Origin of the sequence: Vibrio sp. 10N.286.51.E5, from assembly GCF_041469125.1 — a bacterium.
Lineage (GTDB): Bacteria > Pseudomonadota > Gammaproteobacteria > Enterobacterales > Vibrionaceae > Vibrio > Vibrio crassostreae_C.
In genome coordinates this window covers 12,639-32,475 of the sequence record NZ_JBFRJZ010000034.1, presented here as the reverse complement: position 1 = coordinate 32,475, position 19,837 = coordinate 12,639, and the positions used below count along the sequence as shown (strand labels likewise).

The 19,837-nt window shown below is 44.6% G+C and carries 20 protein-coding genes; 12 read left to right on the top strand and 8 right to left on the bottom strand.

Annotation, left to right across the window (positions count from 1 at the left end; genetic code table 11):
* Window positions 1-103: 103 nt before the first annotated feature.
* On the bottom strand, window positions 104-1,564 hold the full coding sequence (locus AB4161_RS13270; RefSeq protein ID WP_372083450.1) for an aldehyde dehydrogenase family protein: 1,461 nt from the start codon (window positions 1,562-1,564) through the stop codon (window positions 104-106).
* Window positions 1,565-1,751: 187 nt separating this feature from the next.
* On the bottom strand, window positions 1,752-2,150 hold the full coding sequence (locus AB4161_RS13265; protein WP_372083449.1) for a RidA family protein: 399 nt from the start codon (window positions 2,148-2,150) through the stop codon (window positions 1,752-1,754).
* 157 nt (window positions 2,151-2,307) lie between these two features.
* Between AB4161_RS13265 and AB4161_RS13260 the strand changes: the two genes are divergently transcribed.
* From AB4161_RS13260 to AB4161_RS13215, 10 genes are all read left to right on the top strand, one after another.
* Window positions 2,308-3,192, top strand: coding sequence for a LysR family transcriptional regulator (locus AB4161_RS13260; RefSeq protein WP_017060836.1), 885 nt, complete (start codon window positions 2,308-2,310; stop codon window positions 3,190-3,192).
* 717 nt (window positions 3,193-3,909) lie between these two features.
* Window positions 3,910-4,311: a hypothetical protein gene (locus AB4161_RS13255; protein WP_017060837.1), complete on the top strand. Its 402-nt coding sequence runs from the start codon at window positions 3,910-3,912 to the stop codon at window positions 4,309-4,311.
* A gap of 1 nt (window position 4,312) precedes the next feature.
* Complete coding sequence (gene atpB, locus AB4161_RS13250) at window positions 4,313-5,083, top strand: F0F1 ATP synthase subunit A (protein WP_017060838.1); 771 nt, start codon at window positions 4,313-4,315, stop codon at window positions 5,081-5,083.
* A 47-nt stretch (window positions 5,084-5,130) separates the two neighbouring features.
* Entirely contained in the window at window positions 5,131-5,367 is a 237-nt protein-coding gene (gene atpE, locus AB4161_RS13245; RefSeq protein WP_004730405.1) for a F0F1 ATP synthase subunit C, read from the top strand.
* Between the two features lie 54 nt (window positions 5,368-5,421).
* Window positions 5,422-5,892 carry a F0F1 ATP synthase subunit B gene (locus AB4161_RS13240; protein ID WP_017060839.1) on the top strand — a complete coding sequence of 157 codons (471 nt, stop codon included), beginning with the start codon at window positions 5,422-5,424 and terminating at the stop codon, window positions 5,890-5,892.
* Window positions 5,893-5,903: 11 nt separating this feature from the next.
* Window positions 5,904-6,455 (top strand): F0F1 ATP synthase subunit delta, encoded by a 552-nt coding sequence (locus tag AB4161_RS13235; protein ID WP_017060840.1) that lies wholly within the window; start codon window positions 5,904-5,906, stop codon window positions 6,453-6,455.
* A gap of 9 nt (window positions 6,456-6,464) precedes the next feature.
* Window positions 6,465-8,006 carry a F0F1 ATP synthase subunit alpha gene (atpA, locus tag AB4161_RS13230; RefSeq protein WP_017060841.1) on the top strand — a complete coding sequence of 514 codons (1,542 nt, stop codon included), beginning with the start codon at window positions 6,465-6,467 and terminating at the stop codon, window positions 8,004-8,006.
* A gap of 46 nt (window positions 8,007-8,052) precedes the next feature.
* A complete protein-coding gene (gene atpG, locus AB4161_RS13225; protein ID WP_017064727.1) occupies window positions 8,053-8,922 on the top strand; it encodes a F0F1 ATP synthase subunit gamma in 870 nt (289 codons plus the stop codon).
* Window positions 8,923-8,966: 44 nt separating this feature from the next.
* On the top strand, window positions 8,967-10,352 hold the full coding sequence (gene atpD / locus AB4161_RS13220; protein ID WP_017060843.1) for a F0F1 ATP synthase subunit beta: 1,386 nt from the start codon (window positions 8,967-8,969) through the stop codon (window positions 10,350-10,352).
* Between the two features lie 14 nt (window positions 10,353-10,366).
* Window positions 10,367-10,810 carry a F0F1 ATP synthase subunit epsilon gene (locus AB4161_RS13215; protein WP_019820614.1) on the top strand — a complete coding sequence of 148 codons (444 nt, stop codon included), beginning with the start codon at window positions 10,367-10,369 and terminating at the stop codon, window positions 10,808-10,810.
* Between the two features lie 121 nt (window positions 10,811-10,931).
* On the opposite strand, the gene AB4161_RS13210 is transcribed toward AB4161_RS13215, so the two are convergent.
* From AB4161_RS13210 to AB4161_RS13190, 5 genes are all read right to left on the bottom strand, one after another.
* Entirely contained in the window at window positions 10,932-11,468 is a 537-nt protein-coding gene (locus AB4161_RS13210) for an RNA-binding S4 domain-containing protein (protein WP_102431246.1), read from the bottom strand.
* Between the two features lie 117 nt (window positions 11,469-11,585).
* Window positions 11,586-13,208, bottom strand: a complete 1,623-nt coding sequence (yejF, locus tag AB4161_RS13205; protein WP_372083448.1) for a microcin C ABC transporter ATP-binding protein YejF — start codon at window positions 13,206-13,208, stop codon at window positions 11,586-11,588.
* Window positions 13,209-13,217: 9 nt separating this feature from the next.
* The gene (locus AB4161_RS13200; protein WP_048608646.1) at window positions 13,218-14,240 is read right to left on the bottom strand and encodes an ABC transporter permease; all 1,023 of its coding nucleotides are present in this window, start codon (window positions 14,238-14,240) and stop codon (window positions 13,218-13,220) included.
* A 31-nt stretch (window positions 14,241-14,271) separates the two neighbouring features.
* The gene (locus AB4161_RS13195; RefSeq protein WP_004730359.1) at window positions 14,272-15,360 is read right to left on the bottom strand and encodes a microcin C ABC transporter permease YejB; all 1,089 of its coding nucleotides are present in this window, start codon (window positions 15,358-15,360) and stop codon (window positions 14,272-14,274) included.
* Window positions 15,361-15,372: 12 nt separating this feature from the next.
* On the bottom strand, window positions 15,373-17,268 hold the full coding sequence (locus AB4161_RS13190) for an extracellular solute-binding protein (protein ID WP_102332890.1): 1,896 nt from the start codon (window positions 17,266-17,268) through the stop codon (window positions 15,373-15,375).
* Window positions 17,269-17,604: 336 nt separating this feature from the next.
* Between AB4161_RS13190 and AB4161_RS13185 the strand changes: the two genes are divergently transcribed.
* The gene (locus AB4161_RS13185; RefSeq protein ID WP_372083447.1) at window positions 17,605-18,648 is read left to right on the top strand and encodes an endonuclease/exonuclease/phosphatase family protein; all 1,044 of its coding nucleotides are present in this window, start codon (window positions 17,605-17,607) and stop codon (window positions 18,646-18,648) included.
* 115 nt (window positions 18,649-18,763) lie between these two features.
* Here AB4161_RS13185 and AB4161_RS13180 read toward each other — a convergent pair whose 3' ends face one another.
* On the bottom strand, window positions 18,764-19,276 hold the full coding sequence (locus AB4161_RS13180) for an outer membrane beta-barrel protein (protein ID WP_240698121.1): 513 nt from the start codon (window positions 19,274-19,276) through the stop codon (window positions 18,764-18,766).
* A gap of 85 nt (window positions 19,277-19,361) precedes the next feature.
* Between AB4161_RS13180 and AB4161_RS13175 the strand changes: the two genes are divergently transcribed.
* A complete protein-coding gene (locus AB4161_RS13175; protein WP_017060852.1) occupies window positions 19,362-19,676 on the top strand; it encodes a winged helix-turn-helix domain-containing protein in 315 nt (104 codons plus the stop codon).
* Window positions 19,677-19,837 lie beyond the last annotated feature (161 nt).

Genomic DNA, 19,837 nt, shown 5'->3' with positions numbered 1-19,837 from the left:
TGTGAATCAGGCCAATTCGATAGCTGTATAGTTAGTGTCTGTTTAGCTAATGACTCCAACTATCTCGTTCTAGTTAATAGAAATCTAATTAACAGAAAGCTGCTTAGTAAGGACGCTGGTAAGCTGTCTTCACGACTGTGTAGAACTCTTTCGCGTATTGACCTTGCTCACGAGGACCGAAGCTCGACTCTTTACGACCACCAAACGGTACGTGGTAATCGGTGCCTGCTGTTGGTAGGTTCACCATCACACAACCTGTTTGCGCTTGTTGTTTGAACATTGCGCTAGTACGTAGGCTTTGAGTAATGATGCCGCCCGTTAGACCAAAGCGAGTATCGTTTGTTGTCGCGATAGCTTCTTCTAGGTCAGCCACACGAATTACGCTTGCCATTGGTGCAAATACTTCTTCTTGGTTCACTTCCCAATCGTTCTTAGTGTTTAAGAACAGCGTTGGAGACATGTAAAAGCCTTCGTGTTTCATGCTTAGGCGTTCGCCACCGAATGCTAGCTCACCGCCGCTTTGACGTGCTTTCTCAACCCAACCTAGGTTCGCTTCAAGTTGGTTGCCGTCAACAACAGGGCCCATGAACACGCCGTCTTCTAGTGCGTGACCCACTTTCAGCTCGCTCATACGCTTGATCAGTACTTCAACGTATTGGTCGTGAATGCCATCCATAACCACTAGACGAGAAGATGCTGTACATTTTTGACCTGCGCCAGAGAATGAACCTGCAATCGTTGCATCAACGGCTGTTTGGATATCAGCATCATCAGCAACCACAAGTGCGTTCTTGCTGCCCATTTCTAGTTGGCAACGAACGAAGTTTGGCGCTGTAGCCGCCGCAACCTTACGACCCGTATCAACAGAACCAGTAAAGCTCACACCGTTCACTTCTTTAGAGTTGATCAGTGCATCACCTACTTTCGAACCACTACCCAGTACAAGGTTAAACGTACCTGCAGGCATACCTTGACGGTGGATGATTTCCGTTAATGCAACCGCACTTGCTGGCGTTAGGTTTGCTGGTTTCCAGATAACGCTGTTACCGAAAGCAAGCGCTGGAGCGATTTTCCAAGCTGCTGTTGCCGTTGGGAAGTTCCAAGGAGAGATGATGCCGATAACACCCACCGCTTCACGAGTCACTTCTACAGAAACGCCTGGGCGTACTGATTCTGCGTTGTCGCCAATTTGACGAAGTACTTCTGCTGCGAAGTATTGGAAGAACTGACCTGCACGGTAAATTTCGCCACGACCTTCAGCAAAAGGCTTACCTTCTTCACGAGAAAGCAACGTACCTAGCTCATCACAACGTGCAATCAGCTCATCACCGATTGCTTGAAGTACTGCTTGCTTACGTTCAATCGGCGTTTTTTCCCACTCTGGTTGAGCGTGCTTTGCCGCTGAAATCGCCTGTTGAACTTGGTCAGCACTTGCTTGTGCGAAGTTACCGATGTTTTCAGAAATATCTGATGGGTTAATGTTCGCTACGGTGCTTACACCCGCTTGCCATTCGCCGCCAATGTAAAGTGCGTTTTCTGCTTGAACATTCTGTAAGTGAGTCATCATTCTGTCCTTGTAACGTTAGGTTGCGGTTGAGTCTGGCAACCATCGGATTAATTAATAAATTGTTAATTCATATAGAGAATAAGTATTAATTTTGTATCTAGACGTAAAACTATTCGCTTGTATTAGTAAAGATCTGCGTAGACAAACAGCTTTGATTGGCAAATTGCCTCAATTCACAGTCCATTTATTCAGGTTGAGACGCCGATGCATAAACCACGAACTCAATCAACATCTCTTCTCTAGCTAGCCCTGCAACAACGACTGCTGCACGATTTGGATAAGGTGCGTTGAAGTATTCTCCGTATACGCTGTTTACCGTTTTCAGGTATTCACGGTCAGTCACGTAAATCAGAACCTGCAGCACAGAATCCATCGATTCGCCTGCACACTCCAAGGTATGAACAAGGTTGTTAAAAGTCTGACGCGTTTGCGCTTCAATACCGCCTTCTACTACTGCGCCCGTTTCATCGATTGGAATCTGCGCAGTGTATAGAGTGCCGTTATTAACGATTGCCCACTCTAGTGGTGCTTTTGAAGCAAAAAGAGAGGTTTTTACTGGGTGTTTTTTAGTTTGTGCGTTCACGATTTCATCCAACTTTGTAACAACTATGTTTCAAGATGGTTAAATACTGCACCTTGACGCCTGATAAATCTAACGGTAAATTTTGTGCATTTGATAAATAAAATCTATCACATTGCGAAAAGTAAGGTATAGCAAGGGCTAGAGAAGGATCGGAGTCATGAGTATTAAGCTACAACAGTTAAAACATTTCGTTTTGGTGGTCGAAGAAGGTGGATTTAGAGCGGCATCTCACCGTGCAAATCGATCGCAAGCGGCACTTTCGACTTCGATAAAAGAGTTGGAAAAAATACTCGGCCAACCTCTGTTTGAAACAGGCAACAAATCGACACTGACGCCTTTTGGAGAAATATGTTTGCCCAAGATCATTCAATTTCTGAACGTTTACAAAGCATTAGACAATGACTTACGCGCAGCGGCAGCAGGACAACAAGGAAGAGTTCGAATAGCGAGCGTGCCTTCGGTGGCCGCAAAACTCATCCCTAGTGTTTTAGGGGCATTTTGTGAGCAGTACCCGAATGTAGAAGTGAGTTTGATTGATGATAATGCGGCAGGGGTAGAAGCAAGATTACTCTCTGGCGAGGTGGATGTTGCCCTCGGTAATAGCTCCCATTTAGAAGAAGAGAGCATCGACTTCACGCCTTTGCTTTCTGATCCTATCGGTGTGGTGTGCCTCAAAGATAACCCTATCGCCTCTCAACGGGAAGGAATCGAATGGCAAACCTTGTTAAAGCAGCCCTTCATTCGTAACGGGACTTGCACCCTACTGGACCCAACACCTGCACGCATGCTCAGCGAACAAGCCCTGTACTCTGTCGAGAACATTACCTCGCTTTTTTCGGTGTTAGAGCTCGGGATAGGCGTGACCACGCTACCTAAGCTGGCTTTCCCAACCAATGAAACCCGCTTGGTGTGGATTCCGCTAATTGACCCACCCTTGCAACGACAAATCGGCATTTTCAGACTGTCTGATCGTACGATCTCGCCACAAGCACAGGCTTTCCATGACTTATGTATTCAATACCTCAGTTATGAAGAGTCATAAGAGAGCCTAGATTAAGTAAATTAGGCAGCGCTCTGCTGCCATTTACTTCCTCAAAACTCGGTGTTTCTTCTCCGCACCATGCTTCTCGCACACCCAGTCCTCCATTTCACTCCTATATCATCAACATTTAGGCGCTGAATTTTCACTCTCGCGCACGCAAATAGTGACAAGCTGACGACAATATAAAAAATATTCGCTTATTGATAAGAAGCGACGTACGTTTAATTTACCAGAAAAACCAGATCTTCCATCATTGCCTCAAACAAGCTTAACCCCTACCAAAATCACACTTCACAACTCAGCTTGTAAATGAACCTAAGTGTTTGAATAGTCTTAATTGATAAGATCATAAGTTGAAAATTTAGCTCGCTACTCCCTTCTAAAAAGACCCTCTTTTTCACAAGGATAAAGCATCTTAAATATTCATGAATAAAGTGATAGAACTATTACTTTCATAAATGAAAAACATTCATTTCAAAAATGGAATTATTGATATCAATATTTGTCGTTTTGATCACATAATTTTAGGCGTAGTTTATATTTTGTCGAAACGAGAGCGAACTAGTTTATATCGTTCTATTTCGTCAGGAGATATAAAACCAGCAAGATTATCTCTTTGTTAACAAGCAAAGTTTTATTAACAAGTAAATGCGAGTAGCAAGACATATTCAAACTGTGTTTTATATGAGCTTACACTGTTAAATATAAGGTTTTATTATGAGGCTTAATGGGATAAGTGGTGACATTCTTGTTGCTGCTAAAAGAGTTGTTCTCTGCCAAGTAGTATTAGCCGTCGGTGTAGTTTTATATGAAGTGTTTTTTGGTAATAAAGTAGATATGGAATCGTCGGCTTTGGGTATCGGAATTGCGATGCTACCTCCGCTGTTTGGTTTTATATATGCAAGCCTAAAGGTGCGCAAGAATCCTAATTATAGTTTACGTGACTTAATGCAAATGAGTCGTGTCGTGAAAATAACTTATACGTTCTTAATGTTTATCTTGGCGTTCCAGTTTTTCAAATTGGATAACCCAGTAATATTGTACGCATATATTCTCACTATGGTTGGGTACTTCTTAACACCATTTATTACTGCCTCTACAAGATCGGAGTACGTGTAGTATGGATCAAGTAACTACCGCTCACGAATACATAGAGCATCACTTAACCTTCTTAACTACAGGTGATGGTTTCTGGGCGTTCAACATCGACTCGATGTTGGTATCTTGGATTACGGGTTTACTGTTTATTGGAGCTTTTCGATACGTAGTGACTAAGGGCACCAGCGGTGTTCCAGGTCGATTTCAATGTTTTATCGAACTGATATTTGATTTTGTAAACAACCTAGTAAAAGAGATTTTTCAAGCGGAGGATAAATTAATAGGGCCACTGGCATTAACCACTTTTGTTTGGGTGTTGTTAATGAACGCGGTCGATTTATTACCAATAGATTTCATACCAGCATTAAGTCGTGCAATGGGTCTAGAACACTTTAGAGATCTACCAACGGCGGACGTAAATATTCCAATGTCGATGGCACTCGGTGTATTTATCTTACTGTTGACTTATACATTTAAAAATAAAGGATTGAAAGGCTTTATCAAAGAGCTTACTACGCAGCCATTTGATAACCCTCTTTTATACCCTGTTAACTTAGTTCTTGAATTAATAACATTAATTTCAAAACCTATATCACTAGGCTTACGATTATTTGGAAACATGTATGCAGGTGAGATGATATTTATTCTGATCGCATTAATGCCATGGTGGATGCAATGGGCACTGAGTGTTCCTTGGGCACTATTCCACATATTAATCGTATTCTTGCAAGCATTTATATTTATGGTACTGACCGTTGTTTATTTAGGTATGGCAACAGAAGAACACCACTAATTAATAACTAAAAAATTTAACTAAAAAATTATTTATCGGAGATACAAATGGATATCGTAAGCGCAGTTTTATATGTAGCAGGTGCATTACTGATCGGTTTAGGTGCAGCAGGTGCAGCATCTGGTATTGGTAACTTAGCAGGTAAATACCTTGAAGGTGTTGCGCGTCAACCAGACCTTACTCCAATGCTTCGTACTCAATTCTTCATCATGATGGGTCTTGTGGATGCAGTACCGATGATCGGTGTTGGTATCGGTCTATACATCATCTTCGCCGTGGCTTAATCAAACCGCTTTGAAAGATCGATTTATACATAATCAAGATTTAGTGAGGAAGGTATGAACTTAAATGCAAGCATGTTTGGACAAGCAATCTCATTCGTGATTTTTGTTTGGCTCTGCATGAAATATGTATGGCCCCCTCTCACCGCGATGTTAGACGAGCGCCAAAAAGAAATCGCTGATGGTTTACGCCACTCAGAGAACGCTGCGAAAGAGCTAGAACTAGCAAAATCAAATGGCGCGCAACTCATCGAAGATGCCAGAAAAGATGTGACTGAACTGGTTGAACAGGGCCGAAAACGCCGCAATGAAATCATCAGCTTAGCGCAACAAGAAGCCGAGCAAGAAAAGGCACGCATCTTAGAACAAGGTAGAGCTGAGCTAGAAGGCGAACGCCAAAAGATACGCCGTGAACTTCAGGCAGATATGGCAGACGCAGTAATTCAAAGTGCACAGAAACTGATTAGCAAAAACCTAGATTCCGCAACGAACCGAGCGCTAGTTGACCAAATGATTAGCGAACTCTAAGGAGAGGCAATATGTCAGATTACACCAATATTGCTCATCCCTACGCCAAAGCATCGTTTGAATTTGCTTTAGGTGAAAACCAGTTACAAGAGTGGCACTCAATGCTGTCCATTCTTGTGGCTGTCGCGGAAGAAGAAACGATCGCTAGTCAGATTTCTTCAGCAGAAGGTGCTTCTACACACCAAACAGAAGAGCTGGCAAACCTCATCATTCATATTTGCCAAGGACTCGTTGATGACCACGTCATTAATCTTATTCGAGTCTTGGCCGAGAACGGCCGCCTTTCTGTTGTAAGAGACCTGTTTGAATTGTACTGCGAGCTAAAGGACGAACATGAACGTGTAGTGCCTGTCACTGTCACCAGTTCAGAAATGCTGACACAAGATCAAGTTACGTCACTAACAGCTGCACTTGAGAAGAAATTAGAGCGTCAGGTTGAAATGAAGCAGGTTATTGATGACACGTTAGTAGGTGGAATGGTCATCAAGGCGGGTGAAACCGTTATCGATGGTTCTTTAAACACATCAATTGACCGATTGGCTCATCAACTTCACGCGAGATAGGTAACAATTATGCAATTAAATTCAAATGAAATCAGCGATCTAATCAAAGAACGCATCTCGAAATTTAATGTGAGCACCGAGGCTCGCAATGAAGGCACTATCGTATCGGTTCGTGATGGCATCATCACAATCAATGGCCTTGCTGATGTTATGCAAGGCGAGATGATTGAGCTACCAGGTGGCAAATACGCACTCGCACTTAACCTCGATACGCACTCAGTAGGTGCGGTGGTTATGGGCCCCTACACTGACCTATCTGAAGGTATGAAAGTGAAAGGTACAGGTCGTATCTTGGAAGTCCCCGTCGGTAACGGTCTTCTTGGCCGTGTTGTGAACACATTAGGCGAGCCAATCGATGGCAAAGGCCCAGTAAGTTGTGACCGACTCGACCCTGTAGAAGTGATTGCACCCGGTGTAATCGAACGTAAGTCTGTTGATCAGCCAATTCAAACTGGCTATAAAGCGGTTGATACCATGGTGCCAATCGGTCGTGGTCAACGTGAACTTATCATCGGTGACCGTCAGACGGGTAAAACAGCGTTAGCTATCGATGCGATCATCAATCAGAAAGATTCTGGCATCAAATGTGTGTATGTGGCGATTGGCCAAAAAGCCTCCACTATCGCTAACGTGGTTCGTAAACTCGAAGACCACGATGCGCTTAAAAACACCATCGTCGTTGTGGCGTCAGCATCAGAGTCTGCAGCGCTTCAATACCTAGCCCCTTATGCGGGTTGCACCATGGGTGAATACTTCCGTGACCGCGGTGAAGATGCGCTGATCATCTATGATGACCTATCAAAACAAGCCGTTGCTTACCGTCAAATCTCATTGCTATTGAAACGCCCACCGGGTCGTGAAGCCTTCCCTGGCGACGTATTCTACCTTCACTCACGCCTACTAGAACGTGCAGCACGAGTGAATGCAGAGTATGTAGAGAAGTTCACTAACGGTGAAGTGAAAGGCCAAACAGGCTCATTAACGGCGCTTCCTATTATTGAAACTCAGGCGGGTGATGTATCAGCGTTTGTACCAACCAACGTAATCTCAATCACTGATGGTCAGGTTTTCCTTCAAACCCAACTGTTTAACTCAGGCTTACGTCCTGCAGTAGACCCAGGTATCTCGGTATCTCGTGTGGGTGGTGCGGCGCAATGCAAGATCATCAAGAAACTGTCTGGTGGTATCCGTACTTCATTAGCTCAATATCGCGAGCTGGCGGCCTTTGCTCAGTTCTCTTCTGACTTAGATGAGATGACGCGCAAACAGCTAGACCATGGTGAGCGTGTTACCGAATTAATGAAGCAAAAACAATACTCTCCAATGTCAGTCGCTGAGCAAGCAACGGTTATCTACGCAGCAGAGAAAGGCTACTTGGTCGGTGTTGAGCTAAACAACATTGCCCGTTTTGAAGAAGAGCTGATTGCTTATGCCAAAGGTCAGAACCCTGCGTTGTTCGAAAAAATCAACGCGACAGGCGATTACAATGACGAAATCGACGGTGCTCTTAAAGAGATCCTAGAAGGTTTTGTTGGGATGAAAGCTTGGTAAGTGCTCCGGTTTGTTAGCTGGAAATCAAAACAAATAGGAGCAGATTATGGCAAGTACTAAAGAAATTCGCACCAAGATAGCCAGTGTTAGTAACACTCAGAAAATCACTAGCGCAATGGAAATGGTTGCAGCAAGTAAGATGCGCAAGGTTCAAGACAACATGACGCTAACTCGCCCCTACGCCGAGAACATGCGAAAAGTTATCTCTCATGTTGCATCGGGTTCCCTGGAGTACCAGCACCCTTACCTGCAACAGCGTGAACCTAAGCGTGTCGCTTACATCATTATCTCGTCCGATCGCGGCTTGTGTGGTGGCTTGAACTCAAACTTGTTCAAGAAAGTGTTAGAAGAAATGGAGCAATGGCGCACCAAGGGAGTCGAGGTAGAAACAACCTTAGTGGGATCTAAGGCTATCTCGTTCTTCCAACGCGGCGGCAACGTTATTGCACAAACGTCAGGTCTTGGCGATACACCTAAGTTAGAAGACATCTTAGGTACGGTGAATGCGATGCTCGGGCATTACGACGAAGGTAAAATCGATAGCTTGTATCTCGTTTACAACCAGTTCGTCAACACCATGGTTCAAGCGCCAACGACCTTGCAGTTGCTCCCCCACCCTTCGGATTCTGAGGAAGGTGGTGAGCCTAAAAAAGCGCGTCGTTGGGACTACATCTATGAGCAAGCACCCAAAGACATACTCTCAGAACTGTTACATCGATACATCGAATCGCAAGTGTATCAAGGCATTGTTGAGAGCATTGCCTGTGAGCAAGCAGCCCGAATGGTCGCTATGAAAGCGGCGACTGATAACGCAGGCCAACTCATTGATGACTTGCAGTTGGTCTACAACAAGGCGCGTCAGGCTGCCATTACCCAAGAGCTGAGTGAAATAGTCTCAGGTGCCCAAGCTGTCTAGGGCTAGAAAAGACTGGGTCAAGAACAGAATTTGAGGATTTAAGAATGAGTGTTGGAAAAATAGTTAAAGTAATCGGCGCGGTGGTTGACGTCGAGTTCAGCGGCGGCAACAGCCCACGCGTTTATGATGCATTGAAAGTGACTAGCGACGAAGCAAGCTCGTTAGTATTGGAAGTACAACAACAACTGGGTAGCAATATCGTTCGTTGTATTGCAATGGGTACGTCAGATGGCTTACGTCGTGGCCTAACGGTTGAAAACACAGGCTCTCCAATCACGGTTCCTGTCGGCGAAGAAACGCTAGGCCGTATCATGAACGTGCTTGGTCAACCTATCGATGAGTGTGGTGAAATCGGTCAGAAAGAAAACTACGAGATTCACCGTGAAGCCCCTTCTTATGAAGAACAAGCAAACAGCACTGAGCTTCTAGAAACAGGCGTTAAGGTTATCGACCTTATCTGTCCATTCGCTAAGGGTGGTAAAATTGGTCTGTTCGGTGGTGCTGGTGTAGGTAAAACCGTCAACATGATGGAGCTTATCAACAACATCGCCAAAGCCCACTCAGGTCTTTCTGTGTTTACCGGTGTAGGTGAGCGTACTCGTGAAGGTAACGACTTCTACTACGAGATGAAAGAAGCAGGTGTACTAGACAAAGTAGCCATGGTTTACGGTCAAATGAACGAGCCACCGGGAAACCGTCTACGTGTAGCACTTACAGGCCTAACTATGGCTGAGCGCTTCCGTGATGAAGGTCGTGACGTACTGTTGTTCATTGATAACATTTACCGTTACACGCTTGCGGGAACAGAAGTATCAGCTCTGCTAGGTCGTATGCCTTCAGCAGTAGGTTACCAACCAACACTGGCTGAAGAGATGGGCGTACTTCAAGAGCGTATCACGTCAACAAAACAAGGCTCTATCACCTCTATCCAAGCAGTATACGTACCTGCGGATGACTTGACTGACCCATCGCCAGCAACAACCTTTGCTCACTTAGATGCGACCGTTGTACTGTCTCGTAACATCGCGGCACTGGGTCTATACCCTGCGATTGACCCGTTAGATTCAACGTCACGTCAGTTAGATCCGCTGATCGTAGGCCAAGAGCACTACGACATTGCACAAAAAGTACAAACAACGCTGCAACGCTACAAAGAGCTAAAAGACATCATCGCGATTCTTGGTATGGATGAGCTGTCTACTGAAGACAAACAGACCGTATCTCGCGCTCGTAAGATTGAACGTTTCTTAACGCAGCCTTACCACGTAGCCGAAGTGTTTACCGGTCAGAAAGGTGTCTTTGTACCGCTAAGCGAAACACTAAGAGGCTTTAAAGGTCTATTGAGCGGTGAATATGACGATATCCCAGAGCAAGCGTTCTTGTACTGTGGCTCTATCGACGAAGTGCTTAACAAAGCAAAATCACTCTAAGAGGCAGGTGCACCATGGCTATCGGAATTACAGATAATACATTTCAACTTAATATTGTAAGTGCGGAAGGTACGCTGTTTTCAGGTCCAGCGTATGCCCTAGCCGTTTCTGGCGCTGACGGTGAACTGGGGATCCGCCCCGGTCACTCCCCGCTTCTCAGTAAGATCAAACCGGGCGTAACCGTGTTTGTTACAGACCCTAAATCAGAAGGCCAAGTGCTGTATGTCTCTGGTGGGATGCTGGAAGTTCAGCCGGATGTGGTTACGTTATTAGCCGACACGGCCTTGCATGGTAAAGACATTGACCGCGCTCGCGCAGAAGAAGCGAAATATGCCGCTCTAGAGAACATCAACAAGGGCAACATAGACATTAACTTTGCACAAGCTCAGCTAGAACTAGCGAAAGCCGTTGCTCAGCTTCGTGCATCAGAATTAACGTCTTCTCGCACACGTCACTGAGAATAGAGCTTAGATTTTTGTTGATTCTAAATGCAGAAAGGCTCACTAAATAGTGAGCCTTTTGATATCTGCTTAACGCAAACCGAGTTCTAACGTTGATTAACGTCTTAAAAGAATAATGTTAGAAGAATTCAATCGAATTACGGCCGCTTTTATCGTCACGTGTTGGCTTAGGCGTATCCGCTTTCTTTTTCGGTTTCTTCTCTTTTTTCTCTTTCTTTGGTTCAGCCTTTGCGCTTAGCATTTCAGCTTTGCTTTTCTTAGACTCTTTCTTCTTAGAATCCTTTTTAGACTGACCTTTCTTCGCCTTGTTATCTTTTTTAGGCGCTTCTTTCTTTTTCGGCTTGTCTGATTCTTCTTGTACTGGCTGATCACACACCACTACATAGTACTCTTGGTTGAACTCGAAGAAGTCACCATCGTACATTTTGCGACGCTTACGCGTTTCTAGCTCACCATTTACCGCTACGTAGCCTTCAGAGATGATGTGTTTAGCTTCACCGCCACCACTCACTAGGTTAGCAATTTTAAACACCTTGTAGAGTTCGATTGGCTGTGATGAAACATCAATACCAATGGCTTCAATTTCAATCTCTTCGCCTTCTTCGCCCAGCTCTTGGCCTTCGTAATCAGCGTCTTCGTAATGTTCTTGGTCCATGGTGACCTCTACCTAAATATGTACTTCTGGAATATTGGGCGCAGTGTAATCTTAAAACAACTAAATGACCATGTTGAATTGATCAGGGCATCATTTGCTTTAGTGCTAATACCTACGCTATAGAGCACCACCAACGTTCGAGAGATTCACCAACTGCTTAGTATATTCATGCTGAGGATTACCAAACAAAGTCTCAGTGTCGCCCTTCTCTATCACCTCACCCGCTTTCATCACGATGGTGTAATGACAGAGGGATTTCACGACATTCAAATCATGGCTAATGAACAGGTACGTCAGGTCGTATTTTTCTTGAAGTGATTTCAATAGATCCAGTACTTGAGCTTGAACGGTTCTGTCTAATGAAGAGGTCGGCTCATCGAGTAAGATAAACTCTGGCTTAAGGATCAGAGCACGTGCAATCGCAATACGTTGCCTTTGACCGCCAGAAAACTCGTTCGGATAACGATGGCGAGTCTCAGGATCGAGGTCGACCTCTTTCATTACTTCACAGATGCGTTGGTCGAGTTCATGCTCATCCAATTGTTGATGCACTAACAAGCCCTCACCAATCACCTGAGCGACTGACATTCTTGGGTTCAACGCAGAAAACGGATCTTGAAATACAACTTGCATACGGCTTCGAAACGGCAACATTTGTTGTCGATTTAAACCTTGAATTTGTTCATTCGCGTAGGTAATCGACCCTTCGCTATCCACCAGCTTCAGTATCGCCATGCCAGTTGTCGATTTACCAGAACCACTCTCACCTACTAGACCGATTGAGTGCCCCTTTTTCAAGGTAAACTCCATATCGGTAACGGCTTTGACGTGTGAAATCGTACGCTTGAACAAGCCGCCCGTGATCGGGAACCAAACACGAAGTTGGTCAACATTGAGTAGAGGCTTGCTATCTGGTGATACAGGAACAGGTAAGCCTTTAGGATCAGAGTTAATAAGTTTTTGAGTGTAAGGGTGAGTTGGTGCGTTGAACAATGTTTGGCAATCGTTACTTTCAACTAAACGACCATCTTTCATTACCGCTACTCTGTCTGCAATCTTACGAACGATACTCAAGTCATGGGTGATAAAGAGCATCGCCATACCAAGCTCTTGCTGTAGGTCTTTTAGAAGGTCGAGTATCTGCGCTTGTACCGATACATCCAATGCGGTTGTCGGCTCATCAGCAATAAGCAGCTCGGGTTCATTAATTAGAGCCATCGCAATCATCACACGCTGGCGTTCACCACCAGACAACTCGTGCGGATACGCCGAAATCTTTTGCTCTGGGTAACGAATACCCACCTTGGAAAGCCACTCTACCGCCAAGGCTTGCGCTTTATTGGTTCGCATACCTCGGTGAATGGCTAAGGTTTCAACCAATTGTTTACCGACTCGATGAAGCGGATTAAGCGAAACCATGGGTTCTTGGAAGATCATGCCGATGCGACCACCACGAATCCCCCGCAGTTGCCTTTCTGAACAACTCAGAATATCGGTGCCAGAGAAGTTAATCTTACCGTTTAAGTAGTGTGACGAGCCTTTAGGTAGCAGCTTTAAAATAGAGTTAGCCGTAACCGATTTACCGGAACCACTCTCGCCCACCAACGCTAATGTCTCACCTTTGTATATTTCTAAAGAGACATCTTGCGTCACTTGTTCTATCGAGTTTTTCCGTCCGAAACCGACAGACAGTTTGTCTATCGTCAAAACTGGAGAAGCAGGAACTGTATTTGAAGTCATAACCTATCCTTACTTCTGTTGATGTGGGTCGAAGGCATCACGTACTGCTTCACCAACGAAGACAAGTAACGTCAACATCAGTGAAAGCACGACGAAAGCTGAAATGCCAAGCCAAGGCGCTTGCAAGTTAGCTTTACCTTGCGCCAATAGCTCACCTAATGAAGGCGAACCCGCAGGAAGACCAAAGCCCAAGAAATCTAACGAAGTTAACGTGGTCACCGATCCAGAGAGAATGAATGGCATCATGGTTAACGAAGCAACCATCGCATTGGGCAACATGTGACGAAGCATAATACGTTTATCATCAACACCCATGGCTTGCGCGGCTCGTACGTAATCAAAGTTTCTACAGCGTAAGAATTCAGCTCGAACAATCCCAACCAAACTCATCCAACTGAATAGCACCATAATTCCAAGCAGCCACCAGAAGTTCGGCTCTATAAAACTCGACAGAATGATCAACAAGAATAAGGTCGGCATACCAGACCACACCTCAATGAAGCGCTGCCCGAATAGATCAACCCAGCCACCGTAGTACCCTTGTGTTGCACCGACAACCACACCTATCACGCTCGACACAATCGTCAGAATAAAGCCAAACAAAACAGAGATACGGAACCCATAAATGATGCGAGCTAATACATCTCGCCCTTTATCATCGGTTCCTAACCAGTTGACTGAATCAGGTTCCGAAGGCACAGCGCCTGAAATATCGAAATTTATCGTGTCGTAGCTAAAGGGAATGATTGGCCACACGATATAACCACTGTCTTCAATGAGTTCGATAACATACGGGTCTTTGTAGTCGGCTTCGGTTTCAAACTCACCACCAAATTCCGTCTCGGCGTATTCATTGATGACGGGCACAAACCACTGATTATCATACGAAACCAATAATGGTTTATCGTTGGCAATGATCTCAGCGAACAAGCTCAATCCAAACAATATGGTAAATATCCAAAGGGAGATAAAACCACGCTTGTTTGCTTTAAAACGTAACCAACGAGCTTCAGCTAAAGGGTTGTTAAACATTTATTATCAATACCTTGTTATTCATTCGCCATTAACGCGCTTCAAAATCAATTCGAGGATCAACCCAGGTATACGTCAGGTCGGAGATAATGCTCAGCACCAAGCCAAGTAAGGTCATAATATACAGAGAGCTAAATACCACGGGGTAATCTCGCTGAATGGTAGACTCAAAGCCAAGTAGACCAATGCCTTCGAGTGAAAACATCACTTCAATCAACATAGAACCCGTGAAGAAAATACTAATAAATGCGCTTGGGAAACCGGCAATAATGATCAACATCGCGTTACGGAAAACGTGCTTGTAGAGAATGCTGCTCTCGTCCAAACCTTTCGCTCTCGCGGTCACCACATATTGCTTATTGATTTCATCAAGGAAGGAGTTTTTGGTCAGCATGCTGAGCGTGGCGAAGCCGCCGATGACCATGGCGAAAATAGGCAACGCTAAGTGCCAGAAGTAGTCGCCAATTTGCTGATACCAGTTAAGCTGGTCGAAGTTACTCGAGACTAACCCGCGCAATGGGAACCAACTGAAGTAGTTACCACTCGCGAATAAGATAATCAGAATAATCGCAAACAAGAATCCCGGCACCGCATAACCAACAATCACCACCGCACTCGACCAAATATCAAAGCGCGAGCCGTGATGTATCGCCTTCATGATGCCTAAGGGTATCGAAATCACATAGATGATTAACGTACTCCACAACCCTAAGGAAATGGAGACAGGTAAACGCTCAATGATCAAATCAATCACGTTTCCGCCCTTAAACAGGCTTTCACCAAAGTTAAAGGTCGCGTAGTTTTTCAACATATCAAAGTAGCGAACGTGAATCGGCTTATCAAAACCAAACTGCTTTTTGATCTCTTCAACCACTTCCGGATCAAGCCCTCGAGAGCCTTTATAACCACTGGCAGACGCTTGGTCACTTTCGCTTAAATCAACTTCTTGTCCACCACCAGAAAAGCGCTCCATGATACCGGAGTTGTGCCCTTCTAACTGAGCCACGGCTTGCTCTACCGGACCACCTGGCGCGATCTGAATAATAAAAAAGTTGATGGTGATGATCGCCCACAGCGTGGGGATCACCAACAGTAAACGCCGAAATATATACGCGGCCATGCTAACTAACTCCTAGCGACGTTTTTCAGGAAGCAAAGCCGCCTTCTCTTCTGAAATCCACCATGTATCGATACCTAAATCGTATTTAGGCAATACATCTGGACGCTCAAACTTGTCCCACATTGCTACGCGATACTCGCCAACGTGCCATTGCGGGATGTTGTAGAAATTCCACTGCAATACTCGGTCTAGTGAACGACCTAGTGTAAGAAGCTTTTCAGGGTGCTGTTGGTTACGCGCAATTTCTTCTGTTAACGCGTCAACCACTGGATCGATAACACCTGCAGTATTGTAAGTAGAATCAATGTAGTTAGAGTTCCAAACGATCATTAAGTTCGGGCTAGGATAAGGGTTTGCGGAAAATGACGACGAAACCATGTCGAAATCACGATCACGCAAGCGCTTGATGTATTGAGTGGTATCGATGGTACGGATCTTCATCTCAATACCCATGCGCTTAAGGTTCTTTTGAACCGGCGTTGCGATACGTTCCGTGGTCGGGCTGTAAATCAACAACTCAAATGACATCGGCTTGCCAGTCTTTTCGTTGGTCATGACTTTGTCTTTCAGCACCCAACCCGCTTCTTTCAACAATTTGAAAGCGGTACGCATTTGGCTACGAATACGACCGCTACCATCGGTGACGGGTGGTTGGAATTCTTCGGTGAAAACTCGCGGTGGAATCTGATCTTTGTATTGAGACAACAACTCGACTTCAGCTTCGCTTGGTAAGCCTTTCGCTTCGTAGTCGGTATTTTGGAAGTAGCTACGAGTACGCTTGTACTGACCATAGAACATGTTCTTGTTCATCCACTCAAAGTCCATCGCGTAGGTTAACGCTTCACGCACTTTAGGATCAGAGAACACAGGAGATTGGATATTAAAGACGAAACCTTGAGTCGTTTCAGGCTTCTCGTGGTTAATCTCTTCTTTAATGATGTAGCCTTTATCGAAGTTCGCGCCCGTATAAGAGTTGGCCCAGAACTTAGCCGAGTTCTCGGTTCGAAGATCGAACTCCCCAGCTTTAAAGGCTTCCAACATTACCGTGTCGTCACGGTAGTAATCGTATTGCACTTGCTTGAAGTTATTACGACCAACGTTAACCGGTAGGTCAGCTGCCCAGTAGTTTTCATCTAGACCATAGGTAACACTTTGGCCTGATTTATAACTGATGATCTTATAAGGACCACTACCGACTGGTGGCTCGCTTAGAGGTTCAGACAGCTTTCTGTCTTTCCAGAAATGTTTCGGTAATACACGAGTGCTTTGCGCAAAGCTGAACAGTTTTTCGCGGTTTGGAATGTTCATTTCAATACGAACAACCAAATCAGAGACCGCTTTTACTGACTTAATATCTTTGTAATACACACGATACTGAGGCACGCCCTCGGTTGAGAACTTGTCAAAAGTAAAGGCAACATCATGCGCAGTGATAGGCTCGCCATCTTGGAATTTAGCATTTGGGTTGATGTCGATTTCCATCCAAGTGAAATCACTGGAGTAGCGAACCTTTGAAGCGATCAATGGATAGTACGCATCAATCTCGTCACTCGGAGAAAACATCAAGGTATCGTAAATCTCTCCGGTATAACTTGCAGCAACGCCGCGGGAACCGAATCGATTAAAGCTATCGTACGTACCTATGCTGCCATAGGTCACTTTGCCCTGCTTTGGCGCATCAGGATTAACGTAATCGAAGTGAGTGAAATCGGCTGGATATTTTGCTTCACCAAAACCAACCAGTTGTGTGGTTTCAATAACGGTGACAGCAGGAGTTGATTGGGTTTCAGAAGCATAAGTAACGGAGGGTTGTAAAGCAATAAGCGGCAACATGATTGCACATGACTTCAAATTAAACCTGAAAAACTGAGTGCGTTGCGAGGCTTTGCGTCGAAAAACTGTTCCCATTTGACTCTCCCTTCAAATGTCATGAATTCTATATTCAAGTTGATTTATCGGCTTTGAATGCATGCCGTTAAATCAAGTATAGGTTCAAATCTAACATCATGTAATAACTAATAAAACCATCAGCACTCTATCTCTGACGGTTTATTTACAAATTACTCGTCACCGCTCGAAGTTATTGGATGCAGTGAGCTTTGATTGCTTAGCCTGAATGACACAAGCCTCAACGGCTAAGATTCCTTTGGTTGGCTTCTAAAGTGAAATTTAGGCTCTAAATAATCAACAAACTATACTTTTACTGGAGTATCCTTGCAGCCTAGGTCTAAATGGAATGACACTTTGAACAAACCAAACCAAATAACATTCGCAACGTTCAACCTTCTGAACTATCTCGAGCCACCGAATGCTTATTATGATTTTGAGAACATCTACAGCTTCGAAGAATGGCAGAAGAAGCAACATTGGATGGCTGAAGCGATTCGCTCATTAGATTGCGATGTGATTGGCTTCCAAGAGATATTTAGCCCGCAATCTTTAGAGCTATTGATGAACGAGCTAGGTTATCCATACTTTGCAGTGGTCGATAGCGCCAACGTTGAAGATGATTACCTATACACCTCACCAGTCGTTGGGATCGCTTCCCGTTACCCGATTGAAAACGTGCAGCCTGTTACGCCAGATTCGAAGTTACTGAAAGCATTCAACCTTGACGACAAATTCTCATTCAACAGAACGCCTGTTCACGCGACGATTACGTTACCCCATTTAGGTTCAACCGACTGTTATGTGGTGCACTTCAAATCACAACGTCCGACAGAGCCAAAAGCAGAATCTGTCGATGCGGACAACACTCAGCAAGGTGAAAAACCACAAAGTGACACGCTCACCCGCTTCCACCAAGAACAGCTTGGTTCTTGGCTATCGAGTGTCCAACGCGGTCTAGAAGCTCAGATGTTGCATCAATACATCACCCATCAACGCTACCAGACCGACCAGCCTGTTGTGTTAATGGGTGACTTTAATAAGCCTCTGTTTAATGATGAGTTTAAAGGGCTATTAAGTTACTCAATCAACCGAGACGAAAACAGCAAGCATTGGCTGTCCCACTTTCGCTTGAAAGACAGCTGGGATCTTTACCATCAGCTACATGAAGAAGACTTGCTTGAACAGCGTAAACCAACCCATTACTACGGCGCTTCAGGATCTGTACTGGACTACATTTTGATGTCGAACGAGTTCGATTGTCAGAACTCGTCTAGCTTAATGGAGATCTCTAGCTACACAGTGTTAGACCATCACCTGATTAATCCTAGTTTTGAACACGACCAATTCAGTACCGACCATGCCATCGTGTCTGTCACCGCTCATATTCGTGAAGCCTAGAGTTAAACATAAAAAAGCCGCAGTCAAAAACTGCGGCCTTCCACTTTAGCTAAACGGGTTGAGCTAACCGACGCCCCATTTAGAAACCGATTTACCGTTTAGCAAAGTATGAAACTTAGAATGTGTACATTGCGCCTAAGTAGAAAGAATCCAGAACAACAGTATCTTCTGTCTTGTGTCCGTTTTCGTAATCTTCGATATCAAAAGCATCGGCTTCGTACGCTAAGCGAAAGCTCAACGAAGACATTGTAGGTGGCGTATATCCAACACCAACACCCATACGGATGCCATCTCCCGAATCATCAAAACCATCTCCTGAAGGGCGAGAGCCATCAGCAAGCTTCATGTCTAGATCAATAGTCGACAGACCGATAGTGCCAAATGGACGAATGCCATTATCAAACGTGTAACCGAGGTTCGCCGTTACCGAAAAGATTTGAGGTGTCCAAGTGAAAACCTTATTACCAGATTTCGTTTTCAGGGCGATATCACCAAAATCTGTGTATTGAGCTTCAACCGAAACAATGCGGTTAAATTTGTAACCAGCAATTAATCGGTAAGTATTGTCTTCGGCTTTAAAAGTAATAGGCTCACTGATCGTGTCAGTTAACCCGCCCACTTCGACCATTAGTACACTTAAATAATTACCCGCTCCAACAGCAGGCCAATTTGCTCAATCTCCACAATTTAGAATAAGACGAACAGAAAACACGATGAACCACACAATAGACTTCAACGGCTTAATCATTGATATCGACGCTCGAACGATTACCAACCAGCAAGGAAACAAAATCACTTTGCGCCCTCGCCTATTAGCAGTGCTCTGCTTGTTATTGGAAAATGTGGGAAGACCGATTTCAAGAGAGCATATTGTTGATGTGTGTTGGGACGGACAACTCTCGTCACCACATGTTCTTGCAAACGTAGTCTATAACCTACGCAATGTGTTCGCGCGATTAAGAGCATCCAACGTCCAGATCATTACCATTAGTAAGTTCGGATATGCGCTATCGATTGAACCCACGTAAAAGGATTTATGCAATCAATGGCGGTGACTAAGATCACCAAAAAACGCCCCATCGAAACGTTTCGATGATCATTATCACACTCTAAAACAATCAAACGTGCAAATGATAAATCAGACACTATTATCACTATCGAAACGTTTCGATGGCTTTTCTTGAGTTGT